General features: G+C 61.3%; 14 protein-coding genes and 4 pseudogenes. 14 read left to right on the top strand and 4 right to left on the bottom strand.

Translation table 11 applies throughout. From position 1 onward, the window contains the following. Positions 1 to 648 precede the first annotated feature (648 nt). Positions 649 to 1,487 (top strand): annotated as a pseudogene (locus RMO23_RS04255) (IS110 family transposase); the annotation flags it as partial. Positions 1,488 to 1,833: 346 nt separating this feature from the next. Continuing rightward, positions 1,834 to 2,604 (top strand): alpha/beta fold hydrolase, encoded by a 771-nt coding sequence (locus RMO23_RS04250; RefSeq protein ID WP_309678855.1) that lies wholly within the window; start codon positions 1,834 to 1,836, stop codon positions 2,602 to 2,604. Between the two features lie 15 nt (positions 2,605 to 2,619). On the opposite strand, the gene cynR is transcribed toward RMO23_RS04250, so the two are convergent. After that, the gene (gene cynR, locus RMO23_RS04245; protein WP_309678854.1) at positions 2,620 to 3,498 is read right to left on the bottom strand and encodes a transcriptional regulator CynR; all 879 of its coding nucleotides are present in this window, start codon (positions 3,496 to 3,498) and stop codon (positions 2,620 to 2,622) included. 124 nt (positions 3,499 to 3,622) lie between these two features. Here cynR and RMO23_RS04240 point away from each other — a divergent pair, with 124 nt between their 5' ends. The 12 genes from RMO23_RS04240 (at position 3,623) to pcaF (ending at position 15,377) form a co-directional block, all read left to right on the top strand. Continuing rightward, complete coding sequence (locus tag RMO23_RS04240; RefSeq protein ID WP_309678853.1) at positions 3,623 to 4,807, top strand: muconate cycloisomerase family protein; 1,185 nt, start codon at positions 3,623 to 3,625, stop codon at positions 4,805 to 4,807. Positions 4,808 to 4,818: 11 nt separating this feature from the next. Further along, positions 4,819 to 5,097, top strand: a complete 279-nt coding sequence (catC, locus tag RMO23_RS04235; protein WP_309678852.1) for a muconolactone Delta-isomerase — start codon at positions 4,819 to 4,821, stop codon at positions 5,095 to 5,097. A gap of 60 nt (positions 5,098 to 5,157) precedes the next feature. Continuing rightward, entirely contained in the window at positions 5,158 to 6,078 is a 921-nt protein-coding gene (locus tag RMO23_RS04230) for a dioxygenase (RefSeq protein WP_309678851.1), read from the top strand. Positions 6,079 to 6,238: 160 nt separating this feature from the next. Further along, the gene (gene benA, locus RMO23_RS04225; RefSeq protein WP_309678850.1) at positions 6,239 to 7,612 is read left to right on the top strand and encodes a benzoate 1,2-dioxygenase large subunit; all 1,374 of its coding nucleotides are present in this window, start codon (positions 6,239 to 6,241) and stop codon (positions 7,610 to 7,612) included. Then, positions 7,609 to 8,097 (top strand): benzoate 1,2-dioxygenase small subunit, encoded by a 489-nt coding sequence (gene benB / locus RMO23_RS04220; protein WP_309678849.1) that lies wholly within the window; start codon positions 7,609 to 7,611, stop codon positions 8,095 to 8,097. Before benA ends, benB begins: the two co-directional genes overlap by 4 nt. Before the next feature lie 25 nt (positions 8,098 to 8,122). Beyond that, complete coding sequence (gene benC, locus RMO23_RS04215) at positions 8,123 to 9,145, top strand: benzoate 1,2-dioxygenase electron transfer component BenC (protein WP_309678848.1); 1,023 nt, start codon at positions 8,123 to 8,125, stop codon at positions 9,143 to 9,145. Beyond that, complete coding sequence (gene benD / locus RMO23_RS04210; protein WP_309678847.1) at positions 9,142 to 9,927, top strand: benzoate diol dehydrogenase BenD; 786 nt, start codon at positions 9,142 to 9,144, stop codon at positions 9,925 to 9,927. The genes benC and benD overlap by 4 nt, the downstream gene beginning before the upstream one ends. Before the next feature lie 89 nt (positions 9,928 to 10,016). Next, positions 10,017 to 11,399: an MFS transporter gene (locus tag RMO23_RS04205; protein WP_309678846.1), complete on the top strand. Its 1,383-nt coding sequence runs from the start codon at positions 10,017 to 10,019 to the stop codon at positions 11,397 to 11,399. 131 nt (positions 11,400 to 11,530) lie between these two features. Continuing rightward, the gene (locus RMO23_RS04200) at positions 11,531 to 12,712 is read left to right on the top strand and encodes a benzoate/H(+) symporter BenE family transporter (RefSeq protein WP_309678845.1); all 1,182 of its coding nucleotides are present in this window, start codon (positions 11,531 to 11,533) and stop codon (positions 12,710 to 12,712) included. 54 nt (positions 12,713 to 12,766) lie between these two features. Next, entirely contained in the window at positions 12,767 to 13,483 is a 717-nt protein-coding gene (locus tag RMO23_RS04195; RefSeq protein WP_309678844.1) for a 3-oxoacid CoA-transferase subunit A, read from the top strand. A gap of 14 nt (positions 13,484 to 13,497) precedes the next feature. Next, entirely contained in the window at positions 13,498 to 14,142 is a 645-nt protein-coding gene (locus RMO23_RS04190; RefSeq protein ID WP_309678843.1) for a 3-oxoacid CoA-transferase subunit B, read from the top strand. A 32-nt stretch (positions 14,143 to 14,174) separates the two neighbouring features. Further along, positions 14,175 to 15,377, top strand: coding sequence for a 3-oxoadipyl-CoA thiolase (gene pcaF, locus RMO23_RS04185; RefSeq protein ID WP_309678856.1), 1,203 nt, complete (start codon positions 14,175 to 14,177; stop codon positions 15,375 to 15,377). Between the two features lie 141 nt (positions 15,378 to 15,518). Here the strand turns inward: pcaF and RMO23_RS04180 are convergent. The 3 pseudogenes from RMO23_RS04180 to RMO23_RS04170 all read right to left on the bottom strand — a co-directional run. Beyond that, positions 15,519 to 15,659: pseudogene (locus RMO23_RS04180) on the bottom strand (amidohydrolase); the annotation flags it as partial. Between the two features lie 175 nt (positions 15,660 to 15,834). Then, positions 15,835 to 16,236 (bottom strand): annotated as a pseudogene (locus RMO23_RS04175) (IS5/IS1182 family transposase); the annotation flags it as partial. Between the two features lie 142 nt (positions 16,237 to 16,378). Continuing rightward, positions 16,379 to 16,512, bottom strand: a pseudogene (locus RMO23_RS04170) (IS5/IS1182 family transposase); the annotation flags it as partial.

Below are 16,512 nucleotides of genomic sequence, written 5' to 3'. Positions count from 1 at the left end.
TTCGCGACCGGCTGGCTGATCGAGCACGCCAGCCCCCTGGTCTCCGCCTTCTTCTACGTGCCCGGTGTGATGTCGGTCCCCCTGGCGACCGTCGCGGGCGTGGCCTGGATAGGGTTTCAGGTCTGGGACTGAGGGCTGCCTTGCCATCAAGAAAATGGCACCCCGCCCCTGCAGGGATCCAGAGCCGGGTTCTACTGGCGGATTCTGGTGCCGGAAAATCAGGAGTTCGTGTCAGCCCACAAGCCAAAGCTGGCCGGTAGCGGCCAACGCCGGACTGAGAAGCAGCACCGATTCGCTGTCTGCTTGAGACTGACTGCCGACACAGAGTTATTCAAGCCGCACGCTCCATACCCGACGTTGACATGGGCAGGTTGGGTGTCAGCAATGTGGCGCCGATTTCGACGAGTGCTGCACCCGCACCTGACCAATGACTGGAATCAGGAAGTGAAATAGATCCGCGTTGTCGCCCAAGACATCTCATGAAATGGGGGAATGGTTTCCAGGCCGCAGTTTAATCGTCAATCCGAGGGCTGAGCAATCGACAAGTGGCCGCTAAGCCCGCACACGCCATTGCTGGAGACGCGCCTCAATGAGTTAATAGAGCGCGTGTTCAATGCGGACAAGCCAATTAGGGATGTCTGGTTCGGCCTGTACAAGACGCAGGCAATTCCGAATACCGAATTTGTGGGTCTGGAGCGCGAACTCACCCGGAGCCAATTCGAGGAGCAGCAGCGCGCCCACATGAGTCTGGCGGCCATGGCTGCTCCGAGGAATAAGCCCGAAACCCACATGAAGGCTTGCGCCATCGCCCACCACTGGGCTAGGAAGCTGCAGGGTTTGGGTCACACAGTCAAGCTGATGGCGCCACAGTTCGTCAAGCCCTACGTCAACACCACAAGAACGACGTGGCAGATGCCGAGACGATTTGCGGAGCAGTGGCGCGGCCTAACATGCGCTTTGTGCCCATCAAGAATGTCGAGCAGCAAAGCGTGCTGGCTCTGCACCGTGTACGCCCGGGCTTTGTGAAGGCCAGTAGGGCCCAAGCCAACCAGATTCGCGGACTGCTGGGCGAGTTCAGTTGGGTCCTTCCCCAGGGCATTGCTTGCATCGCTGCGCGCGTGCCCGAACTCATCGAGGATGCCAGCAACGAACTACCGGGATCGTTTCGGGTACTCCTGCAACGCCTGCTGGATCACCTTAAGGAACTCGATCGACAAGTCGATGACCTTGAGTCGCAGATTCAAGTATGGCACCGCGCCAACGACTCTAGCAGCAAACTCGCACAAGTTCCCGCGATCGGCCCTATCACGGCCAGCGCGCTGGCGGCCTTTATCGGTGATGCGAAGAACTTCGACAGCGGCCGTCAGTTGGCCGCGTCGCTGGGCCTCGTGCCTAGACAGCATTCTTCCGGCAGTAAATCCAATCTGCTGAGCATCAGCAAGCGCGGCGATACCTACTTGAGAACGTTGCTGATGCACGGTGCGCGCGATGATCTATCACAGTTGCGAACATTACAATGGCGAATCAAGGCCTGTCCCGCTGAGAAAACAAAGGATTTTATCCTCGGTCACCTGGAAAAGGCATCATCAACTGAGACGAACAAAGATGAGAAAGGTCCCAAAGTGCCAACCAAACGACAACCACCCAAGGAGTAACGTTTCTTGGTGAGGAAACACGCAGTCTCAAAAAAGATCGGTACGTTATTGTGAGATCTTCTTATGATTTGTAGACAAGATTTGGGAAATCTTCAGGAAATCAACGCCGGCCGTGCGGTTCAATTAACGAACTAAACAGGCACAATACCGATCTTTTTAAACAAGTTGGAATACATACATGCCGCAACTTCATTTCGTGAAACAAGGCCAAGGTCCGTTGGTCGTATTAAGCCATGCCCTGGGTTGCGACTTGACCATGTGGGATGGCGTGGCCGCCGCACTTCAGGATCGTTACACGGTGCTGCGCTATGACCACCGTGGCCATGGCCGCTCTGCCGCCGCCGCTGGCGCATACACCATTGACGACCTCGCCGACGACGCGGCCGACCTGATTCGGACGCAAGCCACCGACCCCGTGCATTTCGTCGGCCTGTCCTTGGGCGGCATGACCGCACAAGCACTGGGCGCGCGCCACCCGCAATTGGTACGCAGCCTGACCATTGCCAACTCGGCCAGTCATTACGACGATGCTGCCCGGGCCATGTGGCAAGCGCGCATCGACACGGTGCTGGCCCAGGGGGTGTCGCCGATTGCCGAAGGTGCCATGCAGCGCTGGTTCACGCCTGAATTTCGCGCTAACGCGAACGGCGGCAGCACCCGCGTGGCCGCCCTGCGCGCGGTGCTGGAAGCCACAGCGCCCGCGCCCTACGCAGATGCCTGCGCTGCCGTGGCGCATATCGACCTGGATGCTGGCAACGCCCGCATCACCTGCCCGACGCTGGTGATAGCCGGCAGCCGTGACGAGGCCACACCGCCAGCCATGTCGCAGGCGATTGCCCGGGGCATTGCGGGCGCTCAACTGCGTAGTCTGGACGCTGCGCACCTGAGTGCGGTGGAGCAGCCCGAGGCCTTTGCCCGCCTCCTGACCGATTTTTGGCGGGCCTTGTAAAACCCGGTCGCCACCTTAGCGCAGGGGGGGCGTGAGCAGCAGGGCCGCAAATGCCCGCGCCGCTGCGCTGCGTGAGGCGCCGCGCCGCCACAAAATACCCGCGTGGCGCACCATCTGCGGCTCGGTCAGTGCGATGGCGTGCAGATCCGGCGCCTGCCGCGCTGCGCGTTCAGGCACGATGCTCGCCAGATCGCTGTAGCGGCACACGCCAAGCAAAGACTCCACCGAATCCATTTCCACCCGGACTGTCGGCACCACGTCTGCCTGACGCAGGCTCGCATCAATCAGCCTGCGGGTGGCAAAGCTGCGCGGCAACAGCGCAAGAGGCATGCCCGTCAGCGCTTTCATGGCCAGGCTGCGTCGGCTTGCCAATGGATGTGAAGGCCCCACCACCAGCAGCATGCGCTCGTCAAACAGCGGTTCGGTTTCGATCTCCTCGTGTTCGGTCGGGTGAAAGGCAATGCCCAAGTCCAGTTCGCCACGCAGCAGTAACTCTTCAATCGACCCGGCGCGCAAGTCGCGCACCTCCACCATCACTCGAGGGTGCGCCTGGCTGAAGGCGGCCACCGTGGCCGGTACCACCGTGTTCAAAAACGTTGGAAAGGCGCCCACCGTTAGCTTGCCTGACTGCAGTCCGCTAAGGTCGGCCAGCGCCGTGCGGCCAGCCTCAATCTCCTTCAAGGCCCGAGTGGCATAGACGCGAAATTCGATACCGGCTTGCGAAAGCTTCAGCCCCCGCCCCAGCCGGTCAAACAGGGTCACGTTCAGCTCCTGCTCCAGTTGACGCAGCCCGTGCGACAGCGTGGACTGCGTCACAAACAGATTTTGTGCCGATTGCGTCAGGTGCTCGGTCTGGGCAATGTCGAGAAAGTAGCGGAGCTGGCGGATTTCCATCCTCTTATCGTACTTCAGCCGTTCGAATGTATCGAATGATTTATTTCAAATAAATCATTGGAAGCGGGTCTTGTTTGCCCTTAATCTTCAGATGTCTTTCACTTCCGAAACAAGGGTCACATCCATGACGAGTCGTTTTCCGATTGAGCGCATCGAAGCGCGGATTCTGGACATTCCCACCATCCGTCCGCACAAGCTGTCGTTTGGCTCAATCAGCCGTCAAAGTCCCGTCATTGTGCAGCTCTGGCTCACCAACGGCGCTTGCGGTTTCGGCGAGGCCGCCACCATTGGCGGACCGTCATGGAACGAAGAGTCGCCAGAAGGCATCCAGCATGCCATCAGCGCTTACCTGTCGCCCGCCCTGCTGGGCCAGGACGGCGCCTGCTTTGAAACCGCGCTGACCCGCATGGATCTTGCCTGCAAGGGCAACGCCTTTGCCAAGAGCGCCGTGGAAATGGCGTTGATCGATGCCGTGGCGCGATCCCTGAACCTGCCAGCCTGGCAACTGCTGGGCGGCAAGCGCCACCAGAGCCTGCCCCTGGCCTGGACGCTTGCCAGCGGCGACGTGGCCCTTGACCTGGAAGAGGCCCAGTTGCGTCTGGATCAAAAACGCCACCGCATCTTCAAAATGAAGATTGGTGGCCGAAGCCCGGAACAAGACGTAGCCCATGTTTCGCAAATCGCGCGCGGCCTTGAAGGCAAGGCAACGCTGACGGTCGATGTCAACCAGGCCTGGAGCGGCAACACCGCGCGCCGCTACCTGCCGCAACTGATCGAGGCGGGCGTTACCCTGATCGAGCAACCCGTTGCCAAGTGGAACGTCGAAGCGCTGAAAATCCTCACTGCTTCGCTGGGAGACAGGGCCAGCATCATGGCTGATGAGACCGTCTGCACCCCGCAGGACGCCATGCTGCTGGCGCGCGCCCAAGCCTGCCATGTGTTCTCGCTCAAGGTGGCCAAGCATGGCGGTCTGCTGCGCACCCGCCAGGTGGCGGCCGTGGCCGAAGCGGCCGACATCGGCTGGTACGGCGGCACCATGCTGGAAACCTCCATCGGCAGCGCCGCCTCCGCGCACCTGTTCTCCACGCTGGGCACGCAGCACCACGGCTGCGAGCTGTTTGGCCCGCAGCTGCTGGTGGACGACATCGTCACCGAACGCATGTCGATCCTCGACTTTGAGTTGCAACTGCCTGACGGCCCCGGCTTTGGCGTCGAGGTGGACATGGCCCAGCTCAATCGTTTTGACCGCGCCCGTACCGGCTTGACGCAAGTACATATCGACCTCGGCCAACGCGCCGCCACTATTTAAGGAGCAAGGACATGTTATTTCTGGTTCGTATGGATGTGAACATCCCACGTGATGTGCCGGCCGACGAGGCCAACGAGATCAAGGCCCGCGAAAAGGCCTATTCGCAGGACCTGCAGCGAGACGGCCGCTGGAAGAGCATCTGGCGCGTGGTGGGCGAATACGCCAACTACAGCATTTTCGATGTGTCGTCGAACGACGAGATGCACCAGCTGCTGCAAGGCCTGCCACTGTTCCCGTTCATGAAGATCGACGTGACGCCGCTGGCAGCCCACCCCTCGGCCATTGCCTGAGCTGAAACCGCACAACCTTTTCCCTTTCCCACCCTAGAACCACCCCCAGGAGATACCACCATGACTGAACTCAACCAATCCCAGCTGTTAGAACTGGTCAATACCAAGCAGATAGCTGAAGGCAATCCGCGCGCGCGCGCCTTGACCCAGCGCATCGTGACCGATCTGTTCAAGACGATTGACGAAATGGACGTCACACCCGACGAGTTCTGGACGGCCGTGGACTGGTTGACCCGCCTGGGTCAAAGCGGCCAGGTTGGCTTGATCACAGCTGGTCTGGGCTTTGACCGGCTGATCGACATCCGCATGGATGAAGCCGATGAAAAAGCGGGCCGCGCAGCAGGTACGCCACGCGCCATCGAAGGCCCGTTGTTCGTCGCTGGTGCGCCCACCACCAAGCGGGAAACCCGCCTGGACGAGGGCGAACCCAAGGGTGAAATCTTCGTGATGGAAGGCCAGGTGCGCGACACGGATGGGAAGCCTGTGGCCAACGCCATGCTGGACGTGTGGCACGCCAACGAAGTGGGCGGCTATTCGCATTTCTTCCCCGGCATGAAGCCCTACGAGCTGCGCCGCAGGATCGAGACCGACGCGCAAGGCAATTACCGCTTCCGCAGCTTTCTTCCGCCCGGCTATGGAATTCCGCCCAACAGCCCTACCTCCGAGTTGTTCGAGGCGCTGGGCCGTCACGGCAAGCGCCCTGCCCACATCCACTTCCTGGTGGTGGCGCCTGGCCTGCGCACCCTCACGACGCAAATCAACATTCCCGGCGACACCTACATCGATGACGATTTTGCCTTTGCTACCCGCGATGGGTTAATCATTGAACTGGAAAAAGATGTCGCTCCCGCCGGCTATGAATCGCTGGGCATCACAGCGCCGTTCACCCGCTCGCGCTTCAACTTCGTGATGCAAAAGGCCGTCAACGAAAGCGAAACGTCGCCCGCTGCGCGCATGGCGCGTGTAACGGCACAAGCCTGAAGTTCAGCATTTAGCGACTCACCATCGAAATTTGAACTTAACCCAGTACTGAGGCGAGATTCTGCTTCAGTACCTGGAATCAACTCGTCCCTCGACGATTTAATGCATCAAACGCCTACCCAAGCGTACCCTCGATTCCGACAGCGAACAGGAGATCAGCATGATTCAGATTCACCTAGACAATTCCACGAACCTCAAGAGGCTTGAGGCCATGCTTGAGGATGACCCGGTCGAGCACCGCTATCGGCTGGACCGCGCCGCGTTCACCGACGAGCAGTTGTTCGATCTCGAGATGAAGTACATCTACGAGGGCAACTGGGTCTACCTCGCACACGAGAGCCAGATTCCGAATATCAACGACTTCCTGACGGTTTTCATTGGCCGCCAGCCAGTAGTGATCACGCGCAGCAAGGACGGCAAGCTCAACGCGCTGGCCAATACCTGCACGCACCGCGGCGCGATCCTTTGCCGGCACAAGAAGGGCAACAAGTCCAGCTTCACCTGCCCCTTCCATGGCTGGACCTTCAACAACAGCGGCAAGCTGCTGAAGGTCAAGGACAACACGCCTGACGCAGGCTACCCGCCGAGCTTCAACTGCGAGGGCAGCCACGACATGAAAAAGCTCGGCGCTTTCGAGAGCTACCGCGGCTTCCTGTTCGGCAGCGTCAACCCCGATGTGTTGTCCTTGAAGGAACATCTGGGTGAGGCGGCCAAGATCATCGACATGATCGTCGACCAGTCGCCCGAAGGCATCGAGGTGCTGCGCGGCGCGTCCACCTATACCTTCGACGGCAACTGGAAGCTGACCGCCGAGAACGGTGCCGACGGCTACCACGTCTCGTCGGTGCACTGGAACTACGCCGCCACGACGAGCCGGCGCAGCGCTGACGGCAAGGTCGACACCGTCAAGGCGATGAACGCCGGCAAATGGGCGCAGATGGGCGGCGGCTCGTATTCGTTCAAGCACGGTCACATGGTGCTGTGGACCAACTGGTCAAACCCGGAAGACCGGCCTTTGTATTCCAAGCGCGCCGAATGGATCGAGAAGTTCGGCCAGGCACGGGCCGACTGGATGCTGAGCAAGTCGCGCAACCTGTGCGTGTACCCGAACGTCTACCTGATGGACCAGTTCAGCTCGCAGATCCGCATCGTCCGGCCGATCTCGGTCAACAAGAGCGAAATCACGATCTACTGCATCGCGCCCAAGGGCGAAGCCCCCGAGGCCCGCCAGCGCCGCCTGCGCCAGTACGAAGATTTCTTTAATGCCACCGGCATGGCCACGCCAGACGATCTGGAAGAGTTCCGCTCCTGCCAGCAGGGCTACGGAGCGCGCGCGGTGAAGTGGAACGACCTGAGCCGCGGCGCAATGCACTGGGTCAAGGGCCCCGACGAAACTGCCAACCTGATTGGCCTGAAGCCCGAGTTGAGCTGCATCAAGACCGAAGACGAAGGCCTGTACATCGGGCAGCATGAGTTCTGGCTCGAGACCATGAAAAAGGCTTACGTGGCCGAGCAATCCAGCGGAGGCCAATGATGTTGTCCTACGAAGCCATTCAAACCTTCCTGTACCAGGAGGCCCGCGCGCTTGATGAACAGCGCTGGGCCGACTGGCTGGAGTTTTACGCCGCCGACGTCGAGTTCTTCATGCCGTCGTGGGACGACGATAACAAGCTCACCAACGACCCGACCAACGAGGTCTCGTTGATCTACTACCCCAGCAGGCAAGGGCTTGAGGATCGGGTCTTTCGCATCGAGACCGACCGGTCGAGTGCCAGCACGCCCGACACCCGCACCGGCCACGCGATCACCAACCTTGAAGTGCTGTCGCAGGACGAGACCCGCTGCGAGCTGCGCTTCAACTGGGTAACGCACAGCTTTCGCTACAACGTTGTCGATGTTTACTTCGGCAGCTCCGACTACACGCTCGACACCTCGGGAGCGAAGCCGCTGATCAAGCGCAAGTACATCGTTCTGAAGAACGACTACATCCACCACATGCTCGACATTTATCACATCTAGGCCGGCGGCCGAGTAAAGGAAACACATGTCTTACAACATCGCTCTGCAGTTCGAGGATGGGGTGACGCGGATCATCCCCTGCGAAGCCAATGAACTCGTCGCCGACGCCGCCTACCGTGCCAAGATCAACATCCCGCTCGACTGCCGCGACGGCGCCTGCGGCACCTGCAAGTGCCATTGCGAGAGCGGCACGTTCACGATGGGCGAGTACATTGAGGATGCGCTGGCCGAAGACGAAGCCGCCGAGGGTTATGTGCTCACCTGCCAGATGAAGCCCACTTCGGACTGCGTGGTCCGTATCCCGGCCTCGTCAGCGGCGTGCAAGACCGAAGTCAGCACCTATGCGGGCCGGATGGCCCGGATCGCGCGCGATTCATCGACCACGGTGTCATTCACGCTGCAGGCCGAGCGGCCTATCGCCTTTTTACCCGGGCAGTACGTGAACCTGCTTGTGCCGGGCAGTAAGGAGACTCGCTCGTTCTCGTTCAGCTCGGCACCGAACCGTACCGAACTCGCGTTCCTGATCCGGGATGTGCCGAACGGCATGATGAGTACCTACATGCGCAGCAAGGCGCAGACCGATGACTTCATGATGTTCAGCGGCCCCTACGGCAGCTTCTACCTGCGCCCGGCGGTGCGGCCGATCCTGATGCTCGCCGGCGGCACCGGCCTGGCGCCGTTCCTGTCGATGCTGCTGTGGTTGAAGGATAACCCGACCGAACAGCCGATTCTGCTGGCCTATGGTGTCAACAGCAACGAAGACCTGGTCGAGCTCGGTGCACTGGCCGAGTTGAAATCGGCCCTGCCGAATTTCAATTTCTTCACCTGCGTGGTGGATCGCGAAAGCGGCCACGCGAAGCTCGGCTATGTGACCGAACACCTGTCGCCAGGCGACCTGCGGGACGGCAACGTCGACGTCTACGTCTGCGGCCCGCCGCCGATGGTGGAAGGCGTGCGCAAATGGATGGCGGGCGTGGGCGTCACGCCGAAAAACTTCCTGTTTGAGAAGTTCTCGTCGGCCAACGAGACAGCGGCGGTAGCAGCATGAGCCGCGTCGCGCGCTTCGCGGGCAAGGTGGTCATCGTCACCGGTGCCGCTCAAGGCATTGGACGCGGCGTGGCACTGAGCGTCGCGGCCGAAGGCGGCACGGTGCTGGCGGTGGACCGTGCCGACATCGTCAACGAGGTGGTAGCCGAAATAACCGGCAGCGGCGGCAAGGCAGCCGCTTTCCAGGCCGACCTCGAGACCTTCGCGGGGGCACAAGCCGTGGTGGCCGAGTGTCTGGCAAAGTTCAAACGGGTCGACGTGCTGATCAACAATGTCGGCGGCACGATCTGGGCCAAGCCCTTTGAGCACTACGAAGAGGCGCAGATCGAGGCCGAAATCCGGCGCTCGCTGTTTCCCACACTGTGGTGCTGCCGCGCGGTACTGCCGTTCATGCTCAAGAAAAAGAAGGGCGTGATCGTCAACGTGTCGTCGATCGCAACACGCGGGGTCAATCGCGTGCCGTATGCCGCGGCCAAGGGCGGCGTGAACGCGCTGACGGCGGCCCTGGCAATGGAGCACACCAAGGACGGCATCCGCATCAATGCCACCGCGCCGGGTGGCACCGATGCGCCGCCACGCAAGATTCCGCGCAACGCCAGCAAGCAGACCCGACAGGAAAAAGTCTGGTACCAGGCGATCGTCGACCAGACCACGGAGTCGAGCCTGATGCACCGCTACGGCTCGATCGACGAGCAGGTGGCGCCAATCCTGTTCTTCGCATCCGACGAGTCCTCCTACATCACCGGATCGGTGCTGCCTGTCGGCGGCGGCGACCTCGGCTGAGGTCCTCTCTTTCGTCACCTTAGTTACCTTAAGCAAGATGCTACGAATCCTGCCCATCAAAATAGATCTAGAAAAGCGAGACAAATACCATGCGACAAATTGACGTTCACAAGCTGTCCGACGAGGCCAAATTTAATGGCTTTCACGGCAAGGTTCTTTTATGGTGTGCCCTGATCATCATCTTTGACGGCTACGACCTGGCAGTGGCCGGTATCGCACTGCCGTCGATCATGAAGGAAATGGGTGTCACCGCCCAGAACGCCGGCTTCATGGTCAGCTCGGCACTGTTCGGCATGATGTTCGGCGCCATCTTCCTCGGAACCATCGCCGACAAGATTGGCCGGCGCAAGGCCATCGCGATCTGCATCTTCCTCTTCAGCGTGTTTACCGCAGCAGCGGGCTTTACCCACGACCCGTATACGTTCAGCGCGATGCGCTTCATGGCGGGTCTGGGCATCGGCGGCGTCATGCCCAACGTTGTGGCGCATATGACCGAGTACTCGCCCAAGAAGATTCGCTCCACCATGGTCACGCTGATGTTCAGCGGCTATGCCGTGGGCGGCATGCTGGCCGCCTTGCTGGGCAAGGGCCTGATCGAAACCTACGGCTGGTCGTCAGTCTTCCTGGCCGCCGGTTTGCCCGTGGTACTGATCCCGTTCATCCTGAAGTCGCTGCCGGAGTCGATGCCCTTCCTGATCAAGGAGACCCGGCTCGAAGAACTGAAGAAAATTGTGTCGCAGATGGAGCCAGGCTACCGGCCTGAGGCCAATGACCGCTTCGCAGTGCCATCGGCAGACAAGGCTGAAGGCGCTCCGATCGGCAAGCTTTTCCACGACGGCCGCGGCTTCAGCACCGTGATGTTCTGGATTACCTTTTTCATGTGCCTCTTCATGATCTACGCCCTCAGTTCGTGGTTGACCAAGCTGATGGCCAGTGCCGGCTACAGTCTCGGCTCTGCGCTGACCTTCGTGCTGGTGCTCAACTTCGGCGCCATGATCGGTGCGGTCGGCGGCGGCTGGCTGGCCGACCGCTTCCACATCAAGTATGTGCTGGTGGGCATGTACGCGCTGGCGGCTGTGTCGATCACGCTGCTGGGCTACAAGGTGCCGACCGAAGTGCTGTTCCTGCTGGTCGGGCTGGCCGGCGCATCGACGATCGGCACGCAGATCGTCACCTATGCCTATGCCGGCCAGTTCTACCCGATGGCGGTTCGCTCGACCGGGATCGGCTGGGCGTCTGGTGTGGGTCGCAGTGGCGCCATCCTGGCCCCCATCGTGATCGGCACACTGGTAGGCATGTCGCTTCCGCTGCAGCAGAACTTCATGGTCATTGCCATTCCCGCCGTGATTGCGATGATTGCATCGTCGATGATCAACCACAGCCGATCCGCCTCTGCCAGCCATGAAGACGTGAGCATGGTGACGCCAGATCCGTTGCCACGCAGTGCGACTGCGGCGATGGCGAGGAAGTAAGCGTTACGGTTCAAGCCGAGTCCCGGCACCTCGCAATTCCGTGCGACTGTATAACGAAACGAAAAAACCCCGTCGATGCATCCGAACGGGGTTTTTTTATAGCGGTATTTCTGTTCGAAGGCAGCTTTTTGATGAAAAAAGACTTTTCCCTGTCAGCCGTCACGGCTGGATTCCTGGCCGTGCTGATTTCCTATGCCGGTCCGCTGGTGATATTTTTCCAGGCCGCCCAAAGCGCCAGCGTCTCCACGGAAATGATGTCCTCCTGGGTCTGGGCCATCTCAATCGGGGCAGGGGTATCTGGCATCGTGCTGAGCTGGTGGCTCAAGGTGCCGATCATCACGGCCTGGTCTGCACCGGGCACGGCCTTGCTGGTGACCTTGTTCCCCAGCATCACGCTGGAGCAGGCGGTGGGGGCCTACCTGGTCTCGGCCGTCATCATTTTCATCATCGGGGTTTCAGGCTATTTTGATAAATTGATGCAGTCCATTCCCAAGGGCATTGCCAGCGCCATGATGGCGGGCATTCTGTTCCAGTTTGGGGTAGGCGCATTTCAATCGGTCACATCGATGCCGCTCATCACCTTTTGCATGATTGGCATTTATCTGCTGTTCAGGCGCTTGCTGCCACGCTATTGCCTGGTGATTTTGCTGGTGGCCAGTCTGGCCCTGGCCGTCGCCCTGGAAGGCGTGAGCCTGGCCGGTGTGACATTGACCCTGGCCAGCCCGGTCTTCATCACACCCGCGTGGTCCTGGGGCGCTACCTTGAGTCTGGCGTTGCCGCTGGTGCTGGTCAGCGTGACGGGGCAGTTCTTGCCGGGCATGGCCATTTTGCGCAGTTCGGGCTACGACACACCGGCCCGCCCCATCATCATCACGACCAGCCTGGCCTCGTTGGGGGTGGCGTTTTTTGGCGGCATCACGATTGTGATTGCGGCCATCACGGCGGCGCTCTGCACCGGCAAGGATGCCCATGAAGACCCCCAGAAACGCTATGTGGCGGGCATTGCGAACGGCGTGTTTTACCTGGTGGGCGGCTGCTTTGCCGGCACCATCATTCTGTTTTTTGCGGCCTTGCCCAAAGAGCTGATTGCGGTGCTGGCCGGACTGGCCCTGGTGGGCGCGATTGGGGGCAGTCTGGCCGGTGCGATGAACGAAGCCGATCACCGCGAGGCCTCGATCATCACCTTTTTGGCCACTGCGTCGGGCATGACTTTCTGGGGCTTGGGGTCGGCTTTTTGGGGCGTGGTGATTGGAGCGGTAGCCTATTTGCTGCTGCACAAGCCATTTTCTTCTCCAGCGCAGGCGCGGCCTTGAGGCTTTGATGATGGCCTATTTTTTTTATCTAAAACCGTTTTCAGGAGTCTGTAAATGATCAACAAAATCGCCGCCTCGATTGCCGAGGCAGTGGTCGATACGCAAGACGGCGCCACCGTGCTGATCGGCGGCTTCGGCACCGCCGGCATTCCCAACGAACTCATCGACGGCTTGATAGGCCAGGGAGCGCGCGACCTGACGGTGGTCAATAACAACGCCGGCAACGGCGACACCGGGCTGGCCGCGCTGCTCAAGGCCGGGCGCGTGCGCAAAATCATCTGCAGCTTTCCACGCCAGGCCGACAGCCATGTGTTTGACGCGCTGTACCGCAGCGGCCAGATTGAACTCGAACTGGTGCCCCAGGGCAACCTGGCCGAGCGTCTGCGCGCCGCTGGCGCGGGCGTGGGCGCCTTCTTCACGCCCACCGGCTTTGGCACTGAACTGGCCAAACAGGCCGACGGCAGCCCGAAGGAAACCCGCGTCATCGACGGCAAGCCGTATGTGCTGGAGTACCCGATCTACGGCGACGTGGCCTTGATCAAGGCCGAAAGCGGCGACCGCTGGGGCAACCTGATCTACCGCAAGGCGGCGCGCAACTTTGGCCCAGTGATGGCCACTGCCGCCAGGCGCACCATTGCCACCGTGCACCAGATTGTCGAGCTGGGCGCGCTGGATCCCGAAGCCATCGTCACGCCGGGCATCCATGTGTCCAGGATCGTCAGGATCGACCACGTCGCCACCCAGGCCGGTGGTTTCAAGCAAGCCGCCTAAGCCGGAGAACCCTCATGAGCAACTACACCAAACGCACCAAAGACGAGCTGGCCAGGCGCGTCGCCCAGGACATCCACGACGGCGCCTACGTCAACCTTGGCATCGGCATGCCGACGCTGGTCGCCAACCACATCCCGGCGGGTAGGGAAGTGGTGCTGCACAGCGAAAACGGCATCCTCGGCATGGGCCCGGCACCCGCTGCCGGGCAAGAAGACTTCGACCTGATCAACGCCGGCAAGCAGCCCGTGACCCTGCTGCCGGGCGGCGCTTACTTTCACCACGCCGACAGCTTTGCCATGATGCGCGGCGGCCACCTGGACATTTGTGTGCTGGGCGCGTTTCAGGTGTCAAGCACCGGCGACCTGGCCAACTGGAGCACCGGCGAGCCCGGCTCCATCCCGGCCGTGGGCGGCGCCATGGACCTGGCCATCGGGGCCAAGCAGACCTGGGTGATGATGGACCTGCTGACCAAGAAGGGCGACAGCAAGGTGGTGCGCGAGTGCACCTACCCGCTCACCGGCATTGGCTGCGTCAAGCGCATCTACTCCGAGCTGGCGACGCTCGAATGCACGCCGCAGGGCCTCAAGCTGATCGACAAGGTCGAGGGGCTGGCGCTTGCCGAACTTGAACGCCTGCTGGGCTTGCCCATCCAGGCCTGACCTCACCCCACCATACCCAGGAAAAAACCATGATGACCCAAGCCTTTATTTGCGACGCCATCCGCACGCCTTTCGGCCGCTACGGCGGCGCGCTTTCCAGCATGCGTGCCGATGACCTTGGCGCGGTGCCGTTGCGCGCGCTGATGGCGCGCAACCCGAATGTCGATTGGCAAGCCCTCACCGACGTGATCTACGGCTGTGCCAACCAGGCCGGTGAAGACAACCGCAACGTGGCCCGCATGAGCAGCCTTCTCGCCGGCCTGCCGCTGGAAGTTCCCGGCGGCACGGTTAACCGCCTGTGCGGCTCTGGCCTGGACGCCATCGGCACCGCCGCCCGCGCCATCAAGGCCGGAGAAGCCGGGTTGATGATCGCCGGCGGCGTCGAGAGCATGAGCCGCGCGCCCTTCGTCATGCCCAAGGCCGAAAGCGCCTTCAGCCGGAACAATGCAGTCTATGACACCACCATCGGCTGGCGCTTCGTCAACAAGCTGATGAAGCAGATGTACGGCGTGGACAGCATGCCCGAAACCGCTGAAAACGTGGCCATTGACTTCAAGATCGAGCGCGAAGCCCAGGACCGCATGGCCCTGAACAGCCAGCTGCGCGCCGTGGCCGCGCAACAGGCCGGCCACCTGGCGCGCGAGATAATTGGCGTGAGCATTTCCCAGAAAAAGGGCGATGCCCTCGTTGTGGACAAAGACGAGCACCCGCGTGCGACCAGTCTGGAAACGCTGGCCAAGCTCAAAGGCGTGGTGCGCCCGGACGGCAGCGTGACCGCAGGCAATGCCAGCGGCGTCAACGACGGCGCTTGCGCGCTGCTGCTGGCCGATGAAGCCAGCGCCATCAAAAACGCCCTGACGCCGCGCGCCCGCGTGGTCGGCATGGCCACGGCCGGCGTGGCGCCGCGCATCATGGGCATCGGCCCGGCGCCGGCTACCCAAAAAGTGCTGACCTTGACGGGCCTGAAGCTCGAACAGATCGACGTCATCGAGCTGAACGAAGCCTTTGCCGCACAAGGCCTGGCGGTGCTGCGCCTGCTGGGCTTGCGGGATGATGACGAGCGCGTCAACGCCTGGGGCGGCGCGATTGCCCTGGGCCACCCGCTGGGCGCGTCCGGTGCGCGACTGGCCACCACGGCCATCAACCGCCTGCACGCCACGGGCGGCCGCTATGCGCTGTGCACCATGTGCATCGGCGTCGGGCAGGGCATTGCAGTCATTCTGGAGAGGATTTAAATCCTGCAGCCCCACCAGTCGGCCACCAACCTCCGTGGCGCGAGGCCGGCCAGATGATTGTCAGAGCCAGAACGCGCCCATGCTGGGCGCACCAAAAAAAAGCTCCCTAGGGCGCCGTTGTTTCAAGGCTCTGCGGCTGGCTCAGACCAAAAAGCGTTGCGCCAGCAGCGCCCAGTAGGCCGCGCCTATGGGCAGGTCGGCGTCATTGAAGTCATAGCCCGGGTTGTGCACCATGCAGGCGCCAGCGGAGTCGCCATCGCCGTTGCCGATCAGTAAATAGTCGGCCCTGCAAAATTCGATTTTCAAAAAGTACCCTGCGCGGTGTGACCAAAAATCAATTTTTAACGACCACGATTCCGATCCAATTGTTCATACGTGCAGTCCCCACGCGCCCAGACGCATCGTATGACGTCCTTGCGGCCTGTCGCTGTGACAACGCTGCCTGCAACAGGCGCAAAAAAACTGCCCCTATGCCCAGACGGGCAATGGCGCGCAGCAGCCAGCGCAGGTTGTAGCCCGCAGCACAGCTGATGGCATGCAAGGCATCTCCCAGCGCGCCTTGCAGCCAGCAGCGATCCATGCGGTGATCGGACTTCAAGTGGCCAATGGCGGGCTCCACTGCTGTTCGCCGTTTGAGCCAGCCCTTTTGCTGCTTGCTCAGACTCTTGAATTTGCCCCTGTGAATGATCTCCTTGTCCGGGTTGTCGGCGTCCACGCCGCGAAAGCCCAGATCGACCACGATGTGTTTGAGCGTGACGGCAATGTCTTGCGTCAGATTGGTCGCCTGCTCCAAAACTGCGCTCAGGATGTGGCCGTCATAGGGGTTACCGGGGAACGTGCGTGCGCCCAGCATCAGGCCATCTAAGGCTACGCTGAACAAGTACCGTCAAGACAGCGGCGCGGGCCGATGACGGCTCGATTTGGCCGAAACGGGTCGCCAGGCGGCTCATCTGTCGGCCCATCAGGCCTGTTTTGCGGGCCTTCTCGCCCGCTTGCCGTCCTCATGGGCGCACCTGTGCCATCAGCCGTTGCCGACTGAGGTAGATGTTGGCCAGTGCCAGGGCCGTGAACGCGCGCGTGGCGTTCTTGGTCAGGCCGCGGTAGCGCACCTTGCCAAAGCCCCACAGCCGCTTGA

This window comes from Polaromonas sp. (assembly GCF_031411155.1).
GTDB lineage: Bacteria > Pseudomonadota > Gammaproteobacteria > Burkholderiales > Burkholderiaceae_C > Polaromonas.
Note: the sequence above shows the minus strand (reverse complement) of the source record. Positions and strands in the feature narration are given on the sequence as shown.